General features: G+C 69.8%; 16 protein-coding genes and 1 tRNA gene. 9 read left to right on the forward strand and 8 right to left on the reverse strand.

What is annotated here, in order from left to right; genetic code table 11:
• Window positions 1-35 precede the first annotated feature (35 nt).
• Window positions 36-305 (forward strand): HNH endonuclease signature motif containing protein, encoded by a 270-nt coding sequence (locus B5D60_RS00005; protein WP_153303080.1) that lies wholly within the window; start codon window positions 36-38, stop codon window positions 303-305.
• An 18-nt stretch (window positions 306-323) separates the two neighbouring features.
• Here B5D60_RS00005 and B5D60_RS00010 read toward each other — a convergent pair whose 3' ends face one another.
• Window positions 324-560, reverse strand: coding sequence for a hypothetical protein (locus B5D60_RS00010; RefSeq protein ID WP_078698245.1), 237 nt, complete (start codon window positions 558-560; stop codon window positions 324-326).
• A gap of 505 nt (window positions 561-1,065) precedes the next feature.
• Here B5D60_RS00010 and B5D60_RS00015 point away from each other — a divergent pair.
• Both B5D60_RS00015 and B5D60_RS00020 read left to right on the forward strand, forming a co-directional pair.
• Complete coding sequence (locus B5D60_RS00015) at window positions 1,066-1,731, forward strand: enoyl-CoA hydratase/isomerase family protein (RefSeq protein WP_197684352.1); 666 nt, start codon at window positions 1,066-1,068, stop codon at window positions 1,729-1,731.
• Window positions 1,732-1,733: 2 nt separating this feature from the next.
• Window positions 1,734-2,342, forward strand: coding sequence for a TetR/AcrR family transcriptional regulator (locus B5D60_RS00020; protein WP_078698246.1), 609 nt, complete (start codon window positions 1,734-1,736; stop codon window positions 2,340-2,342).
• Window positions 2,343-2,349: 7 nt separating this feature from the next.
• On the opposite strand, the gene B5D60_RS00025 is transcribed toward B5D60_RS00020, so the two are convergent.
• Together B5D60_RS00025 and B5D60_RS00030 are read right to left on the reverse strand one after the other, a co-directional pair.
• Window positions 2,350-4,359, reverse strand: a complete 2,010-nt coding sequence (locus tag B5D60_RS00025; RefSeq protein ID WP_331712494.1) for a DEAD/DEAH box helicase — start codon at window positions 4,357-4,359, stop codon at window positions 2,350-2,352.
• A 411-nt stretch (window positions 4,360-4,770) separates the two neighbouring features.
• Window positions 4,771-5,181, reverse strand: coding sequence for a hypothetical protein (locus B5D60_RS00030; protein ID WP_078698248.1), 411 nt, complete (start codon window positions 5,179-5,181; stop codon window positions 4,771-4,773).
• Here B5D60_RS00030 and B5D60_RS00035 point away from each other — a divergent pair.
• Entirely contained in the window at window positions 5,180-5,443 is a 264-nt protein-coding gene (locus tag B5D60_RS00035; protein ID WP_078698249.1) for a GlsB/YeaQ/YmgE family stress response membrane protein, read from the forward strand. The two genes, B5D60_RS00030 and B5D60_RS00035, sit on opposite strands and share 2 nt — an antisense overlap.
• Before the next feature lie 114 nt (window positions 5,444-5,557).
• Here the strand turns inward: B5D60_RS00035 and B5D60_RS00040 are convergent, their stop codons facing one another.
• From B5D60_RS00040 to B5D60_RS00050, 3 genes are all read right to left on the reverse strand, one after another.
• Window positions 5,558-6,211, reverse strand: coding sequence for a Type 1 glutamine amidotransferase-like domain-containing protein (locus B5D60_RS00040; RefSeq protein WP_078698250.1), 654 nt, complete (start codon window positions 6,209-6,211; stop codon window positions 5,558-5,560).
• Between the two features lie 129 nt (window positions 6,212-6,340).
• A tRNA-Leu gene (locus tag B5D60_RS00045) sits at window positions 6,341-6,426 on the reverse strand.
• A 379-nt stretch (window positions 6,427-6,805) separates the two neighbouring features.
• The gene (locus B5D60_RS00050) at window positions 6,806-8,068 is read right to left on the reverse strand and encodes a DUF445 domain-containing protein (protein WP_078698251.1); all 1,263 of its coding nucleotides are present in this window, start codon (window positions 8,066-8,068) and stop codon (window positions 6,806-6,808) included.
• Between the two features lie 82 nt (window positions 8,069-8,150).
• On the opposite strand from B5D60_RS00050, the gene B5D60_RS00055 reads away from it, so the two are divergent.
• Genes B5D60_RS00055 through hrpA form a run of 4 tightly spaced genes read left to right on the forward strand, consistent with a single transcriptional unit; the run spans window position 8,151 to window position 13,956 of the window.
• The gene (locus B5D60_RS00055) at window positions 8,151-8,690 is read left to right on the forward strand and encodes a DUF937 domain-containing protein (RefSeq protein ID WP_078698252.1); all 540 of its coding nucleotides are present in this window, start codon (window positions 8,151-8,153) and stop codon (window positions 8,688-8,690) included.
• A gap of 19 nt (window positions 8,691-8,709) precedes the next feature.
• The gene (gene ypfJ, locus B5D60_RS00060; RefSeq protein ID WP_078698253.1) at window positions 8,710-9,609 is read left to right on the forward strand and encodes a KPN_02809 family neutral zinc metallopeptidase; all 900 of its coding nucleotides are present in this window, start codon (window positions 8,710-8,712) and stop codon (window positions 9,607-9,609) included.
• Between the two features lie 4 nt (window positions 9,610-9,613).
• Window positions 9,614-10,354, forward strand: a complete 741-nt coding sequence (locus B5D60_RS00065; protein ID WP_078698254.1) for a CPBP family intramembrane glutamic endopeptidase — start codon at window positions 9,614-9,616, stop codon at window positions 10,352-10,354.
• Between the two features lie 11 nt (window positions 10,355-10,365).
• The gene (gene hrpA / locus B5D60_RS00070) at window positions 10,366-13,956 is read left to right on the forward strand and encodes an ATP-dependent RNA helicase HrpA (protein ID WP_078701195.1); all 3,591 of its coding nucleotides are present in this window, start codon (window positions 10,366-10,368) and stop codon (window positions 13,954-13,956) included.
• Window positions 13,957-13,969: 13 nt separating this feature from the next.
• Here hrpA and B5D60_RS00075 read toward each other — a convergent pair whose 3' ends face one another.
• Window positions 13,970-14,332, reverse strand: a complete 363-nt coding sequence (locus B5D60_RS00075) for an FKBP-type peptidyl-prolyl cis-trans isomerase (protein WP_078698255.1) — start codon at window positions 14,330-14,332, stop codon at window positions 13,970-13,972.
• Window positions 14,333-14,351: 19 nt separating this feature from the next.
• Between B5D60_RS00075 and B5D60_RS00080 the strand changes: the two genes are divergently transcribed.
• Window positions 14,352-15,371: a zinc-dependent alcohol dehydrogenase family protein gene (locus tag B5D60_RS00080; protein WP_078698256.1), complete on the forward strand. Its 1,020-nt coding sequence runs from the start codon at window positions 14,352-14,354 to the stop codon at window positions 15,369-15,371.
• A gap of 30 nt (window positions 15,372-15,401) precedes the next feature.
• Here B5D60_RS00080 and B5D60_RS00085 read toward each other — a convergent pair whose 3' ends face one another.
• Entirely contained in the window at window positions 15,402-16,616 is a 1,215-nt protein-coding gene (locus B5D60_RS00085) for an acyl-CoA dehydrogenase family protein (protein WP_078698257.1), read from the reverse strand.
• Window positions 16,617-16,626: the final 10 nt, after the last annotated feature.

Raw genomic sequence — 16,626 nt, forward strand, 5'->3', positions numbered from 1 at the left:
TGGGCTACCGACCACCGGAGTCACTTCGCCAAGCACTGAGATGGCGAGACGGCACCTGCAGAGTCGCCGGCTGCCGTGCACCCGTCCACGAGACCGACCTCGACCACGCCAAGGCCTACGACCGCGGCGGCACCACCAGCGGATCCAACCTCCGCTGTCTCTGCCGCAAGCACCACAACATGAAGTCCCACGGTCACCTCGACGACCGGTACCTCGACGCGCCCATCAGACACATCGAGAACTACCTGCCCCCTCCACCGTTCCTCATCGAGCTCGACATCGTCGTCCCGCGCCGCACCGCCTGACGAGGGTCACACGACTTCTCAGGCATCGGTGCAGTCATGCCACCCCGTCGCTTCGTACTCCGCAAGCGCGTCCAGCGCCTCGTTCGACTGAGCCGTGCCCTCCAGGCAGAATCGGTGCACGCTGGCGTCGTTCAAGTGCGCAAACACTGAGTCAGCTACGAAAAGCCCCGGCGGGAAGAGCGCGATGTCGTCTTCCGACCGCATGACGCGGCCACAGAGGTGGCACACCGATCTACCCCTCAGGACGATGGCCATTCGGTGACTCCTCCTCACGGGCACGAATTTGTCTGCGTCGACCCACTGCAGCTAGAGCTCTCGAGGGTCATACCCGAGAGCTCGATCCACGACCTCCTCGACAGACGGCTCCCGGTCGAACTCTTGGTCCCAGAAATAGATGACGCTCGGGGATGCGGGACGGCTGCAGTGAATTGCACCATGTCGAGATCGAGGGCGGCGTCGCTTTCGTAGTCACCGGCAATCAGGCGCCGAACGATGCCTTCAAGTCGCTGGCGTTCATCCCTCGTCCTCTCCCTCACCATGCGACCCTCCCCGGCCCCGCTCAACACTCTCGCGCTGATCCCATCATTCACGAGACCTGAAGGACGCGGGACGAAACGCGCGACAGCGGGAGACCCGGGTAGTCGTGACGACGCCCGACTAAGTCCAACGACGAGGGGTAGGGCGAAGACCTCAGTCGCGGGGGAATGAGCCGCGGACCCCGGTTCTATTTTTGGAGCATATGTTCCGTTAATCTGGCCGCATGACGATGCTCACGAACCACGACGGACCGGTGTGGACGCTCGACCTCGGTGACGACGAGAACCGGTTCTCACCAGATCTGCTCGCTCAGGCGACGGAGGACCTTCAAGGCCTCGCCGAGAGCAGCGAGCCCGCCGTGCTGGTCACGACGGGCACCGGCAAGTTCTTCTCGAACGGACTCGACCTGGAGTGGCTGTCGCAGCACCCGGACGAGCTGAATGCCTACGTCGACCGGGTGCACGGGCTTTTCGCCGCGGTCCTCACGCTGCCCGTCCCCACGATCGCCGCCATCAACGGTCACGCCTTCGGTGCCGGATCGATGCTCGCGATGGCGCACGACTTCCGGGTCATGCGCGAGGATCGCGGCTACTTCTGCTTCCCCGAGGTCGACATCCACATCCCGTTCACGGAGGGCATGGCCGCGCTCATCCAGGCGAAGCTGACGCCGTCGGCGGCCGTCGAGTCCATGACGACCGGCCGCCGGTACGACGGCCCCGCGGCGCAGGGCTCGGGCCTCGTGGATGCGGTCGCCTCGCAGGAGGCGCTCGTCGAGACGGCGGCCGCGCGCGTCGCTCCGCTGGCCGGGAAGGACCGCACCACCCTCGGCAAGATCAAGCAGGTCATGTACGCCGGGGCCATCGAAGCGCTGAAGCCGCGGGTGAACTGAGGATGACCCGCGGCCGTCCACGGGAGCACCAGCCCGACGCCCTGCTCGACCACGCGCGAGCGCTCTGGGTCGAGCACGGCGCGACGGGCGTGACGATGCGCGCCCTGAGCGCCCGTGCAGGGGCCGGCAACGGGGTCCTCTACAACGCCTTCGGCTCACGCAGCAACCTGCTGGCGCTGGTATGGGTACGTGAGGCGGTCGCGTTCCTGCGCTACCAGCGTGACCTCGTCGACGCCGCCGTGCTCGCGGACGGGCCGGGCGAGGGTGTCGCCGTCGCCGCCTTGTCGCTGGCGACCTACGCCCGGACCAACCCGGAGGCAGCCCGTCTCCTGCTCGCGGTCGACGCCAAGGACCTCCTCAGCGGCAACGTGGGCGCGGACGAGAGGAACGAGGTCGAACGGCTCCGGCTCGAGCTCGGCGACCTCATCACCGGACTCGCCGAGCAGCTCTGGCAGCGCACGGATCGCCGAGCCGTCGCCCTCGTCAGGATCTGTGTCGTCGACCTGCCGGGGAAGCTGCTGCTCAGCGCCGACCGCCTCGACAGCACGCTCGCGCACCACGCACTACGAGAAGCCGTGCGCGGCATCACGAGCGCCGCGCCGCCGACCTGACCCTCCGTCAGGAGGACAGCGCGTCGGTCAGGAGGGCGACGAGGGTCTCCACTTGCACGTCGGCAGACTCGACGATCTCCTCGTCGGAGCCGTCGAGCGCGCGGGCGGCGAGGCCGGCCTTGCTGTCGATGAGCTCGACGATCTTGGTGTCGATCGTCCGCGAGGCGATGATCCGCCACGCGGTCACGGGCTCCTCCTGCCCGATGCGGTGGACCCGGTCGATGGCCTGGGTCTGCTCCGCGTCGGTCCAGGACAGCTCGGCGAGCACCATGTCGGAGGCGACCTGCAGGTTGACGCCCACGCCGGCTGCCGAGAGCGAGCAGACCACGACGGCCACGTCCGGATCGTTGACGAAGGCGTCGATGCTCTTCTGACGTGCCGACGGCGTCTGGTTGCCGCGGATCGACGAGTACCGGATCCCCCGCTTCTCGAAGGTCTTCTCGGCCACGTCCATCACGTCGACGTGCTTGGCGAAGAAGACGACCTTGCCGACGCTGTGGGCCAGCTGCGCGGTGTAGTCGGCGGCGAGCCCGGCCTTCGCCTGGCCGATGCGCCGCATCATCGCGAAGACGTTCTCCTCGGTCTTGGCCGACTCCTCCCGCTCGCGAGCGGCGATCCGGCGGACGAGGTCGTGATCGATGCCGTCGGTCGCCCCGGAACCGCGGGTCTCGAGCGCCTGCTCGTACCGCGAGACCAGCCGCTGGACGAGCTCACGCTCGGCCGCGCGGATCGAGCGACCGGCCTCGTCGTCGAGCTCGACGCGGAGGTCGGCGATGCGCCGGGCCGGGATGTCGGCGGCGACCTCGACCTTGCGGCGTCGCACGATGCCCATCTCGATGACGCGGGAGCGGGCGGCAGGGAAGAAGCCGGGGTCGAGCGGCGTCAGTCCCGTCTCCTCGAGCGCGTGCAGCAGCTCGGGGCGAGGCTTCTTCTCGTCGATCCAGCCGAGATACTGCCAGATGGCGCGGAAGTCCTCGATGTCGTTGATCAGCGGAGTGCCGGTCAGAGCCATCAGGAGCGGCCGGGTGGTGCGCGAGCGGATGCGCTCGGACAGCTGCAGGACGTGCTGGGACCGCTGCGACGACTTGTTCTTGATGAAGTGCGCCTCGTCGAGGACCATCCCCCGGAAGCCCAGGTCGCCGAGCCAGCCGACGTGTCGGTCCAGCACCTCGTAGTTGACGATGACGATGTCGGCGAATCCGTCGATCGTGTCGCCGTCGCCCTGGATCACGGTGGACTTGTGCTGCGGGGTCCACATGGCCGCCTCGCGGGCCCAGTTGGACTTGACGACGCTCGGGACCACCACGAGCAGCGGGTAGGCGTTGGCGGCCTGCGCCGCGAGGAGCGCCTGAGCGGTCTTGCCCAGTCCCGGCTCGTCGGCCAGCAGGAAGGTCCGGTGACCATCGGCGGCAGCGGCGACGAGCTCGGCCTGGTGGCGCATCAGCTGCTTGCCGTCCGGCACGGACACCGGGATCGGGTCGGGCAGGTCCATGCACGCCGCCGACCCGCTGGAGGCGCGTTCGAACGACGAGAGCAGCGGGCCGATCAGCTCCCAGCTGGCCAGACGCCGGGGCGGAGGCGTGCGACGCTCGACGGTCTCGAACTGAGGCGCGAGGAAGGGGTCGGCCAGGCGGCGCGAGATGACCGACTGGGGAACCACCTGCCGCGCGGCGGCCGTGGGCGCGGGGTTCTCCTCGACCGGCGTCTCCGGTTCGTCCGGGAGCTCGATTCCTGCCGCGATCAGCATGTCCCGCCTGAGGTCCTTGGCCGCATCGGACACCTCGGCGTCCTCGGCGAGCAGCGAGAGCAATGAGGAGTCCAGGGCGGCGGTCTTCGCCAGGATCGTCCCGATGCCGTCGAGGCGCTTGAGCTGCTCGGCGCGCTGGGACTCGCTCAAGGTCGTGGCGGTCCTGACCCGCGTACGCTCCTCGCGGGCCAGCAGGGCGACGGTCTGGAACTTCGTCCGGATCGACGGGTTCGCGCGACCGCGCTGCACGCCTGCCTCGACTTCGCGCACGGCGCGCGCGAGCACCGGGATGATGCCCTCGTTGTCGACGGCACGTCCACTGCGCTGGCTTCGGGGTGCGGCCCCGGTGGAGGTTGACCGACTCCGGCCTCGTCTGGCCAAACTTCTCTCCTCTGAGTGACGTGCTGACCGCTTCGTGGCGGCAGCACCGTGGGACCTCTCACGAGGTCGCTGCTCGGTCGTCTCGCGGCCGACGAGCCGAGGGAGCGGCCACCCGAGCAGCCGCGGATCTGGTGACCAGATGAGGAGCGAGAGCCGCCGCGCCGCGGTCGACCGACACCCACTGGTGTCCGTTGCGTCCCCATTCCAGCGCAGACCGGCTGGGCATGGAAGACGCCCTGACAGTGGGAGTTTACCCCGGCGCGCGTCCACATCCCGCGAGGGATCGCCCCCGCCCTCTCCCTAAGTTGCCGATCGCTCGGTCCGGACCACCGCCCAGAACGCCAGCACGTAGAGAATCGCGACGACAGGGAACAGGCGCAGAGCGGTGAAGGGGTAGACGAGCTCCTCATCCGCGGATGGCCCCAGGGCGACCCAGGCGAGATAGCCCGTGAGCAACGCCGTCAGGCCGAACGAGACTCGAGGCAGAGGATCCCTGAGCGTCAAGGCGGCAGAACCCGCGGCGATGGCAGCTGCTGCCCACGCCAGCCCCAGGATGACCTGCGAGGTCATGGCGAACAGGCCCAGAGCCGCGCCGGTCGCGAGGATCGCCGACAGGATCGGCTGCCTCCTTCCGCTCGGCAGTTCGTCGGCTTTGTCACATCGACGTCCCTCGAGGTGCCATTCCGCCGAATCCCGGTAGAAATTGAACATGATCGGATTCCTCGTCGCTGGCCTCATCATCGGTGCGCTCGCGCGACTCATCAAGCCCGGTAAGCAGAATCTCGGCATCCTCGCCACGCTGGCGTTGGGGCTGGTCGGCTCCCTCATCGGCGGCCTGATCGCCCAGCTCTTCGGAACGGGCGACATCTGGGAGCTCAACATCCTGGGCTTCGTCCTCGCGGTGATCGCTGCCGTCCTGCTCATCGGCGTCGCCGAGGGCCTGGCCGGAAAGCGCAACACCACGCGCGCCTGACCACATCGACACATTTCACCATCGCGGCGGGTGGCCTGAGGAGACTCGGGCCACCCGCCGCACACGTGTGGGCGACGAGCGGGGCGGTCAGGGTTCCGTCTTCGGGTCGTCCGACTACTTGAGCAGCTTCCACCGTCCTTCGGAGACGACGTCGACCGTGTTGCCCTTCACGGTGATGGCGGACTGGTCGTCGAGGGCGTAGGCAGGTCCCTCGATCCCGGCCGACCAGCGCTCCGCCTCGGCCAGGGTGTTCTCGGGGAAGACGTCAAGGTGCGGGAAGATGCAGAAGTCCACGACGCCGAGGGTGCGGTCGTCCGGCGCAGAGGGCCACCCCACGTATTCCTCGCCGACCCGTGGGGTCAGGACCATGCTGCCCGCGCTGACCCCAACCCACACCGTGTCGATCAGCCACGGGAGGAGGTCGGCCAAGCCCGACTCCCGCATCCAGTGGCACAAGTACGTGGCCTCACCACCGGCAACCAGCAGCACGTCGGCTTCCCGGACCCAGGGCACCCAGCAGTCCTCGCCGATCGTCGGGAGCGCAGTCAACTCGAGGACGCCGAGCGACTTCCACTCCAGGGAAGTCATGCCGCCCCAAGCGCGCCCGTGCAGGACGTCCGGCACCGAGACCGGACCGCGCCGGTTGCCCCACAGGGCCGTGGGGATGCAGAGCGCGGTGGAGTCGGCGATCGGTTGGCCTAGCAGATCGACGAGCGCGTCGCTGATGCTCGTGTTGGTGATGCCTCCGGACGTGAGAAGAAGCTTCACGATGCGGCTCCCTGGACTCGGTCGATGCGTCACTTTCCCAGAAGGGGCCGTCTCCGACAACGGTCACACCGACCAAGTCGTGAGAAAGCACAAAACCCCCTCACCGGCGAGAGTGAGAGGGTCTTGCAGTGTCCGAGGGGGGACTTGAACCCCCATGCCCCTAACAGGGCACTAGCACCTCAAGCTAGCGCGTCTACCAATTCCGCCACCCGGACAGGTGCGAACTTCATGCAGCACTGAACTCTAGCAAACCCCTCACGAGGCGATGAAGAAGGCCCCGGGAAGTATGAGTTCCCGGGGCCTTCAGAATCGATGGTGCGTGATGGCTGCCTTCGAATCCGGTCGCCCGTGAGGTTCTCTCCAACACCTGCATCACCAGGCGTCTGCGTTCGGTTTGCACCGTCTGCGTGGAGGGAATCGGGGCTTCCTTCCCGCTCTCCCGGAGGAGTGCGTGAGTCATTTCTAGGGGACTGTGACCCGCACCACAAGTGCTTTTCGCCAAGAGATTCCAACTATTTTCGCGTCCACAGGTTCTCCACACGCGGCGCCGCTCAGGTCCACAGGTCGTCCACAGGCGTCGTCCACAGCTGTGGATCAGAGAACCTGCGCGACGGCGTGGATCACGAGTCCGGCGAGGCCGCCGACGACCGTGCCGTTGATGCGGATGAACTGCAGATCGCGGCCCACGTGCAGCTCGATGCGCTCTGCGGTCTCCTGCCCGTCCCAGCGCTCGACGGTCGCGGAGATGACCGTGGCGATCTCGCCGCCGTAGTGCTCCACCACGTACGCGGCGGCGTCGCCGGCCCAGCCGTCGATCCGGGCCGCGAGCACCGGGTCGGACTGGAGCCGCTCCCCCAACCGCTCGATCTCCTCCAGGACGCGGCGTCGCAGCACGCCGTCCTCGGCGGCGAGGGCGTCGAGCAGGCCTCGGCGGAACGAGTCCCACAGCTTCACGGCCGTCGTGGCCGCCTTCGTCTGCGTGAGGAGGCGCTCCTTGAGTCGCTCGGCACGCGCCATCGCCTCGGGATCGTGCTGCAGGTCGTCCGCCAGCTCGACGAGCCAGTGGTCCAGCGCCGCCCGGGCGTCGTGCTGCGGGTCGTCACGGATGTCCGCGACCCAGGTCAGCACCTCGCGGAACAGGCGCTCGGCGATCAGCGTGTTGGCCCACCGGGGCGCCCAGTCGGGGGCGCGAGCGACGATCAGGTCGGTGATGCGGTGGGGATGGCGCTCCAGCCAGCCGTGCAGCTCGTCCAGGCCGAGATCGACGAGGCCGGTGTGGGCGCCCTCGTCGAGGATCTCCCCCAGCAGCTGGCCGATTGCCGGGCTCAGCGGCTCCTCGAGCATGCGCGGCACGATCAGCTCGGTCACGACCGCCTGCACGTCCTCCTCCTTGACCCGGCCGAGCAGGTCGGACGCCACGCGGGCGCCCTCGTCCACGAGTCGGTGGGCGCGTCCGGGCACCCCGATCCAGTGCCCCACGCGCTCGGCCGGGCCGGCTGCGGCGATGCGGTCGCGGATGACGTCCTCGCGCAGGAAGTTCTCGGCGACGAAGTCCTGCAGGCTCGCGGCCAGCTGGTCCTTCTTCTTGGGGATGAGCGCCGTGTGCGGGATCGGCACGCCCAGCGGGTGACGGAAGAGCGCCGTGACGGCGAACCAGTCGGCGATCGCGCCCACCATGGCCGCCTCGGAGGCCGCGTTCACGTAGCCCCAGGCGCCGTCGCGGCCGTGCGTCAGCACGAACACGATCGCCGCGAGCACGAGCAGCGACGTGGCGAGCGTCCGCATCCGCCGCAGCCCGGCGCGCCGCGCCTCGTCATCACCCGAGATCGGCAGCACCGGGCTCATCAGATCCGTCATGTCGCCACCCTAGGCAGGATCGCGCCCGGCGATACGATCGGAGCGCCGGTCCGACGGCGGGCCGCACGACGAAGGAGTCGCCATGGCCGGTCTCGACGAATTGCGCACGCTCATCCCCGTGGACCAGATCGCCGAGCGCCTCGGCGTCGACAGGGCCACCGCCCAGCAGGGCATCGACGCGGCGCTCCCCGCGCTGCTCGGCGGACTCGACGCGAACGCCAAGGACCCCGCCGGAGCCGCCTCGCTGGGCGGCGCGATCGCCACGAAGGACACCGCCCTCATCGACGGTGGCGTCGACGTGGGCGCCATCGACACCGACGACGGCGAGAAGATCGTCAAGAACGTCTTCGGCGACAGGACCGACGACGTCGCCCAGGCACTCGGGGCGACGAGCGGGCCCCAGGACGCGGGCCTCGTGAAGAAGCTGCTGCCGATCCTCGCGCCCATCGTCATGGCCTACCTGGCCAAGCGGGTCACCGGCGGCGACCAGAAGGGCTCGGCCGGCGGTGGGATCGAGGACCTGCTCGGAGGCCTCCTCGGCGGTGGCTCCGGCTCCTCCGGCGGCCTCGAGGGCGCCCTCGGCGGCCTCCTCGGTGGGCTGCTCGGCGGCGGCAAGCGCTGAGGGTCCCTAGAATCTGGCCATGACGTTCAACGAGGGTGCGAACCTCGACACCAGCCAGGTCACCGGCGGAGGCAAGGGCGGCGCCATCGTCGGCGGCGGCATCGGTGGCCTGCTGCTGATGCTCCTGGTGGCGTTCCTCGGCGGCAACCCGCTCGATGGCGGCACGTCGTCCGGATTCGACGTCAACCAGGTCCTCACCGGCGGCAGCGAGTCGTCCTCGATCGACGTCAGCGAGTGCAAGACCGGCGCCGACGCCAACGAGAACGACGTCTGCCGCATCATCGGCACCGTCAACAGCGCGCAGGACTACTGGACCGACGCGCTCCCGGCCGACATCAACCGCCAGTACCGCGAGGCCCAGACGGTGATCTACTCCGGCGCCACCCAGTCGCCGTGCGGCACAGCCTCCAACCAGACCGGCCCGTTCTACTGCCCGTCCGACGAGCGCGTCTACATCGACGCGTCCTTCTTCGACCAGCTCAGCAGCCAGTTCGGCGCCGACGGCGGCAACCTCGCCCAGATGTACGTCGTGGCGCACGAGTACGGCCACCATGTGCAGAACATCCTCGGCATCCTCGCCAAGGGCCAGGACGGCCAGACCGGCCCGCGCAGCGGTGGCGTGCGGATCGAGCTGATGGCCGACTGCTTCGCCGGCGTCTGGGCGAACCACGCCGCCTCCACGCAGGACGCCCAGGGCAACACGCTCATCAAGCCGCTCACGCAGGCCGACATCGACTCGGCGCTGTCGGCGGCCGCGGCCGTGGGCGACGACCACATCCAGGAGGAGCTCGGCGGCGGCCGGGTCAACCAGGACACGTGGACGCACGGCTCGAGCGAGTCGCGCCAGCGCTGGTTCCAGACGGGCTACGAGTCGGGCAACCTGAACTCGTGCGACACCTTCTCGACGAACGACCTGTGACCGCGTGACCCGGCGCCTGCGCGCCGAGGTCTGGATCGTCCTCGGCCTCTCCCTGGGCCAGTCGGCCGTCTACTCGGTCGTCAGTCTCGCGCGCAAGCTCAGCGAGGGCTCGCTGCGCGACTCCACGGCCACCCTCAACCCGTCCCGTGACACCGTGCCATGGCTCGACCTGACCTACCAGCTGCTGTCGATCGGCTTCGCCCTGGTCCCCGTCGCGCTCGCGCTGTACCTGTTGAGCCTCGACGACGCTCCCCCGGTGCTGCGGCGCCTCGGCCTCGACGGCAGCCGGCCCTGGCGTGACCTCGCGTTCGGTGCGGGCCTCGCCGCGGTGATCGGCATCCCGGGGCTCGGCGTCTACTTCGGGGGCCGCGCGCTGGGGGTCACGGCGAACATCGTCACGAGCCCCGAGCAACTCTACTGGTGGTCGGTCACGATCCTGGTCCTCTCGGCGCTGCAGAACGCGCTGCTCGAGGAGGTCATCGTCGTCGGCTACCTGATGACCCGCCTCAAGCAGTTCGGCTGGGGCCTGCCCGCGATCATCGCCACGTCGGCCCTGCTGCGGGGCAGCTACCACCTCTACCAGGGCTTCGGGCAGTTCGTCGGCAACGCCGCGATGGGCGTCGTGTTCGCCTGGTGGTTCCACCGCACCGGCCGGGTGATGCCCCTGGTCATCGCCCACACGATCCTCGACGTCGTCGCCTTCGTCGGGTACGCCCTCTTCGCCGACGCCATCGGGCTCCGGTGAGAATGGGAGCGATGAAGCTCGAGTTCGATCCCGCCCTCCCGATCGCCGCACGGCACGACGAGATCCGCGACGCCCTGCGCGACCACCAGGTCGTCGTGATCGCCGGCGAGACCGGATCGGGCAAGACGACGCAGCTGCCGAAGATCGCCGCCGAGCTCGGCCGGACGAAGATCGCCCACACCCAGCCGCGCCGGATAGCCGCGCGGTCGGTCGCCGCGCGCATCGCGCAGGAGTGCGACGTCGAGCTGGGCGCCGAGGTCGGCTACGCCGTGCGCTTCGACGACAGGTCGGGAGCCGACACCGTGATCCGGCTCGTCACCGACGGCCTGCTGCTCACCGAGCTCCAGCACGACCGGCGGCTCGAGCGCTACGACACGATCATCATCGACGAGGCCCACGAGCGGTCGCTGTCGATCGACTTCCTGCTGGGCTACCTGCGCGAGCTGCTGCCGCGCCGTCCCGACCTCAAGGTCATCGTCACCTCCGCGACGATCGACGTGGACCGCTTCGCCAACCTCTTCGCCACGCCCGAGCGCCCCGTGCCGATCATCGAGGTCAGCGGGCGCACCTACCCGGTCGAGGTCCGCTACCGCCCGCTCGACCGCGACGACGACGTGATCGACGGGATCGTCAGCGCCGTCCGCGAGCTGCCTCGCGAGGGCGACGTCCTGGTCTTCCTCCCCGGCGAGCGCGACATCCGCGACACCGCTGAGGTGCTCGAGGGCCAGTCGCTCGGCGACGTCGTGCCGCTCTACGGCCGCCTCGCCGCGCACGAGCAGCAGCGCGTGTTCCAGACCGGCTCGCGCCGTCGCATCGTGCTCGCCACCAACGTCGCGGAGACCTCGATCACCGTGCCGGGCATCCGCTACGTCGTCGATCCCGGGCTGGCCCGCATCTCGCGGTTCAGCGCCCGGCTGAAGGTGCAGCGCCTGCCCATCGAGCGCATCTCGCAGGCCAGCGCCGCCCAGCGCGCCGGCCGGTGCGGGCGAGTCGCCGACGGCATCTGCATCCGGCTCTACGACGAGGAGGACTTCGAGTCCCGCCCGGAGTTCACCGACCCCGAGATCCAGCGCACCAACCTCGCCAGCGTCATCCTGCAGATGGCCGCGCTCGACCTGGGTGACATCCGCGACTTCGGGTTCCTCGACTCCCCCGACCACCGCGCCGTCGCGGACGGGCTCGCGCTCCTGCGCGAGCTGGACGCCCTGGCGCCACGCCTCGACGGCACCGACCGGCTCACGAAGATCGGCCGCACGATGTCGCGGCTCCCCCTCGACCCGCGCCACGCCCGCATGGTGCTGGCCGCCGACCGCCTCGGCGTCCTGCCCGAAGTCCTGGTGATCGTGGCCGGCCTCTCCATCCAGGACGTCCGCGAGCGACCGCTGGACAAGCAGCAGGCCGCCGACATCCAGCACGCCCGCTTCACCCAGCCCGACTCGGACTTCCTCAGCCTGCTGAAGCTCTGGGACTACCTGCACGAGCGGCGCGACGATCTCTCGCACTCCAAGTTCCGGCGCATGTGCCACGACGAGTTCCTGCACTACCTGCGCGTGCGCGAGTGGGCCGACGTCAACTCCCAGCTGCGGCGCACGGCGCGCGAGCTCGGGCTCAAGCCCGGAAAGGTCCGCAAGGAGCCCGACGCCGACGCGATCCACCGGGCCCTGCTGCACGGACTGCTGTCCCACGTCGGCCTGCGCGACGCCGAGACCCGCGACTACCTCGGCGCCCGTGGCGCCCGCTTCTCGATCTTCCCGGGCTCGGGCCTGGCCAGGAAGCCGCCACGGTGGCTGATGGCCGGCGAGCTGGTCGAGACCTCGCGCCTGTTCGCCCGCGACAACGCCCGCATCGATCCGGCGTGGGTCGAGCAGGCCGCCGGGCACCTGCTGAAGCATCAGTACTCCGAGCCGCGGTGGTCGGCGCGGCGCGGTGCAGCCGTGGCCACGCAGCGCTCGACGCTTTACGGCCTGCCGGTGGTCGTGGACCGCACGGTCATGCTCGCCCAGCACGACGCCCCGCTGGCCCGGGAGCTGTTCATCCGCCACGCGCTGGTGGGCGGCGACTGGCGCACCCACCACCGCTTCTGGCAGCGCAACCAGGACCGCCTCGCGAAGATCGAGGAGCTGGAGGAGCGCGTCCGCACCCGTGGCATCCGCGTGGAGGACGAGTCCCTCGTGGACTTCTATGACGCACGGATCCCCGCCGACGTCGTCTCGGTGCGGCACTTCGACGCCTGGTGGAAGAAGCAGCCGGACAAGCGGATCCTCGACTTCACCGACGACCTCTTCCGCGCCGACGTGGACGCCGACGCCTTCCCGACCTCGTGGACCTCGCAGAGCGAGGACTTCGACGCCGTCCTCGACGTCTCGTACCGGTTCGACCCGCAGGCCGCGGACGACGGCATCACGATCACGGTGCCCGTCGACGACCTGCTGACGATCGACGGCGCCGAGTTCGACTGGGGCGTCCCGGGCCGGCGGCTCGAGCTGGTCACCGAGCTGATCCGCGGGCTGCCCAAGTCCGAGCGGCGCCGGTTCGCCCCTGCCGCCCAGTCGGCCGAGCGGGTGCTGCCCACGCTCGACACGTCACGCGACCTGCACACCGAGCTCGGACGGGCCCTCGAGGTCGATCCCTCGCTGATCGACCTGACGGCGCTGCCGGCGCACCTGCGGCCCACGTTCCGGGTCGTCGACGGGACGAAGGAGCTGGCGGCGGGCAAGGACCTCGACGGCCTCCGTCGCGAGCTCGAGCCGCGGCTGCGTCGCGACCTGCAGCAGCGCGCCCGCCAGGAGGAGCGCACCGGCATCAAGGACTGGGACTTCCGCACGCTCGAGCCGAGCATCACCGCCGGCCAGGTGACGGGCTTCCCGGCCATCGTCGACGAGGGCTCCAGCGTGGCGCTGCGCGTGCTGCGCACGAAGACGGAGCAGCGGGTCGCCACGATCCGGGGCACCGCACGGCTCATCGCGCTGTCCACCGGCTCGCCCGTGGGGACGGTCGGGCGCACGCTGTCGCTGCAGGACAAGCTGCTGCTGGCCACGTCGCCCCAGGGGGACGCCGCGGCGGTCATCGAGGAGTCGTGGCTGACCGCCCTGGACCACCTCGTCGTGCAGCACGGAGGTCCCGTTCGCGACGAGGAGGCCTACCGGCGCCTTCGCGACCTCGTGCGTGCCGACGCGGTGCCGCTCACGGAGCGCATCGTGCGTCAGGTGATCGGAGCGCTCCAGGCGCTCGGCGACCTCGATCCCGGCACGGACGAGGCCGGCGAGGACGTGCGCGTGCAGCTCTCGTGGCTCGTCCACCCGGGGTTCATCCGCGACATGGGCGCCGAGCAGGTCGGGCGCCTCGCGGTCTACCTGAGGGCGGCGGCGAAGCGGCTGACCTCGACCAAGGACCCGGCTCCCGTCTGGGAGCTCGAGGCCCGGTTCCACGAGCAGACGCGGGACCTGCGCCCGTGGCAGCGGCTGGCGCCGCCCGTGCAGCGGGTGCGGTGGATGCTCGAGGAGCTGCGCGTGAGCATCTTCGCTCAGGAGCTGCGCGCCGTCGGGCCGATCTCGGCCCAACGGGTCGCGAAGGCGCTGGACGCGCTCGCGTCGCAGCTCTGAAGGGGTTGTCGGCTCAGCCGACGCCGAGCAGGTCGATCACGAAGACCAGCGTGCGACCCGACAGGCGGTGTCCGCCGCCGGCGGGACCGTAGGCCAGCTCCGGCGGGGCGACGAGCTTGCGACGGCCGCCGACCTTCATGCCGGGGATGCCCTGCTGCCAGGCGCCGATCAGCTGCGGCAGCGGGAAGCGAGCCGACTGGCCGCGGTCCCAGGAGGAGTCGAACTGCTCGCCGGTCTCGAAGTCCACGCCCACGTAGTGGACGTCGACGACGCCGCCGTTGACGGCCTCATCGCCCTCACCGATGGTGATGTCCTCGATGACCAGATCGGTCGGGGCGGGGCCGGGGGTGAAATCGACTTCGGGCTTCTCACTCATGTCTGCCATCCTTGCACGCATGCGCGCGACAGTCCTTCACTCCCCCGGCGACATCCGACTCGACACCCTGCCCGATCCCGACGTCGAGGCCGACACCGACGCGATCGTCCGCGTCGTGGCCGCCTGCGTCTGCGGCAGCGACCTGTGGCCCTACCGCGGCCTCAACAAGCCCCAGACCGAGGCGCACCAGATCGGCCACGAGCAGGTCGGCATCGTGGAGCGCGTCGGCACGGACGTCTCGGGCATCTCGGTCGGCGACTTCGTGATCGCGCCCTTCATGTACAGCGACAACACGTGCGCGCACTGCCGCAACGGCGTGCAGACCTCGTGCGTCAACGGCGGCGGCTACGAGGGCTGCCAGGCCGAGCTCGTGCGCGTTCCCCAGGCCGACGGCACGCTGGTGGCCGTTCCCGGCGAGGTCGATGACGAGCTGCTTCCGCACCTGCTCGCCCTCACCGACGTGTTCCCCACGGGCCACCACGCGGCGTACAGCGCCGGCGTGACGGCCGGCTCCACGGTCGCGGTCGTCGGCGACGGCGCGGTGGGCCTGTCCGGCGTGCTCGCCGCCAAGCGGCTCGGCGCCGCCACCGTCGTGGCGATGTCGCGGCACGCCGACCGCCAGGAACTGGCCCGCCAGTTCGGTGCCGACCACATCGTCGAGACGCGCGGCAAGGAGGGCGCTGCCGAGGTGCGAGAGATCCTCGGCGGCATCGGCGCCGACGCGGTGCTCGAGTGCGTGGGCACCGGCGAGTCGATGAAGCAGGCGTTCCTGTCCCTGCGTCCCGGCGGCACCGTCGGCTACGTCGGCGTGCCGCACGGCGTCGAGCTGAACGTCCCGGCGATGTTCGGTCGCAACCAGGCGCTCGCCGGTGGCGTGGCTCCCGTCCGCCGCTACCTCGACGAGCTGGTCCCCGATGTGCTGTCGGGTGCGCTGCAGCCCGGTGCCGTCTTCGACCAGACGTTCGCGCTGGACCAGGTGTCCGACGCCTACCGGGCGATGGACGAGCGAACCGCGATCAAGGCGCTGCTGCGTCCCTGATCGCGGCCCACCGCCTTCAGATCTCGGGGCTCACTTCAACTCGGAGCTGGTGAGCCCCAGCAGCCGTCGGGCGACGATGAGCTGCTGGATCTGCTGGGTGCCCTCGAAGATGTCGAGGATCTTGGAGTCGCGGGCCCACTTCTCGAGGAACTCGGTCTCGCTGTAGCCCAGCGAGCCGGCCAGCTCGACGCACTTGAGCGTGATGTCGTTGCCCGAGCGGCCGGCCTTCGCCTTGGCCATCGAGGCCTGCAGCGAGTTCGCCTGGCGGTTGTCGGCCATCCACGCAGCCTCGAGGGTGAGCAGCAGCGCGGCCTCCCAGTCGGCCTCCATCCGCAGGAACTCGGCCACCACGTGCGGCTGCAGGGCCGGCGAGCGGTCGTAGTCGATCGTCAGGCTCGCCTGCTCGATGAGGTCGCGCATGACCTCGAGCGAGGCGCGGGCGCAGCCCACGGCCATGCCGGCCACGAGCGGCCTTGTGTTGTCGAACGTGGCCATCGCGCCGGCGAAGCCCTTGGAGGTGTCGATCTCCGGGTCGCCCAGCAGGTTCTCGGCCGGCACGCGGCAGTTGTCGAGCACGATGACGGCGGTGTCCGACGCCCGGATGCCGAGCTTGTGCTCGAGGCGCTCCACCCGGATGCCGGGCAGCGACTTCGGCACGACGAACGACTTCACCGCCGCGCGGCCCAGCGTCTTGTCCAGGGTGGCCCACACGACGACGGAATCGGAGCGGTCGCCCGAGGTGACGAAGATCTTCTCGCCGTTGAGGATGTAGTGGTCGCCGTCCTTGGTGGCGGTGGTCCTGATCGCGGCGGAGTCCGAGCCGAAGCTGGGCTCGGTGATCGCCATGGAGGCCCACGTGCCCTTGAAGCGCTCGGCCTGCTCGTCGGTGGCGACCGAGGCGATCGCCGAGTTGCCCAGGCCCTGGCGCGGCATCGACAGCAGCAGGCCGACGTCGCCCCAGCACATCTCGATCACCGAGAGCACCGACGCCATGTTGGTGGCGTTGCGGACTCCCTTGTCCTTCTTCTTGTCCTCCTTGACGCGGACGCCCGCGGCGCCGGCGCCCGTGCTGTTGCCCGACTCGTTCAGGCCGTCGATCAACGAGGCCAAGAGGTCGAGCTCCTTGGGGTAGCTGTGCTCGGCGAGGTCGTACTTGCGCGAGTTGGCGCGCAGGAACTCGTTGGCGACGTCGTGGGCCTGCTGGACGAAGCCACGGAACTTCTTGGGGGTCTCGAGGTAGATCATGATCTCTCCC

Origin of the sequence: Aeromicrobium choanae, from assembly GCF_900167475.1 — a bacterium.
GTDB lineage: Bacteria > Actinomycetota > Actinomycetes > Propionibacteriales > Nocardioidaceae > Aeromicrobium > Aeromicrobium choanae.

Bases quoted from the DNA above. Each gene is read 5' to 3' on its own strand.
- B5D60_RS00010 (WP_078698245.1), bottom strand. From the start codon at position 560: ATGGCCATCGTCCTGAGGGGTAGATCGGTGTGCCACCTCTGTGGCCGC.
- B5D60_RS00015 (WP_197684352.1), top strand. From the start codon at position 1,066: ATGACGATGCTCACGAACCACGACGGACCGGTGTGGACGCTCGACCTC.
- B5D60_RS00020 (WP_078698246.1), top strand. From the start codon at position 1,734: ATGACCCGCGGCCGTCCACGGGAGCACCAGCCCGACGCCCTGCTCGAC.
- B5D60_RS00035 (WP_078698249.1), top strand. From the start codon at position 5,180: ATGATCGGATTCCTCGTCGCTGGCCTCATCATCGGTGCGCTCGCGCGA.
- B5D60_RS00030 (WP_078698248.1), bottom strand. From the start codon at position 5,181: ATGTTCAATTTCTACCGGGATTCGGCGGAATGGCACCTCGAGGGACGT.
- B5D60_RS00050 (WP_078698251.1), bottom strand. From the start codon at position 8,068: ATGACGGATCTGATGAGCCCGGTGCTGCCGATCTCGGGTGATGACGAG.
- B5D60_RS00055 (WP_078698252.1), top strand. From the start codon at position 8,151: ATGGCCGGTCTCGACGAATTGCGCACGCTCATCCCCGTGGACCAGATC.
- ypfJ (WP_078698253.1), top strand. From the start codon at position 8,710: ATGACGTTCAACGAGGGTGCGAACCTCGACACCAGCCAGGTCACCGGC.
- hrpA (WP_078701195.1), top strand. From the start codon at position 10,366: ATGAAGCTCGAGTTCGATCCCGCCCTCCCGATCGCCGCACGGCACGAC.
- B5D60_RS00075 (WP_078698255.1), bottom strand. From the start codon at position 14,332: ATGAGTGAGAAGCCCGAAGTCGATTTCACCCCCGGCCCCGCCCCGACC.
- B5D60_RS00080 (WP_078698256.1), top strand. From the start codon at position 14,352: ATGCGCGCGACAGTCCTTCACTCCCCCGGCGACATCCGACTCGACACC.
- B5D60_RS00085 (WP_078698257.1), bottom strand. From the start codon at position 16,616: ATGATCTACCTCGAGACCCCCAAGAAGTTCCGTGGCTTCGTCCAGCAG.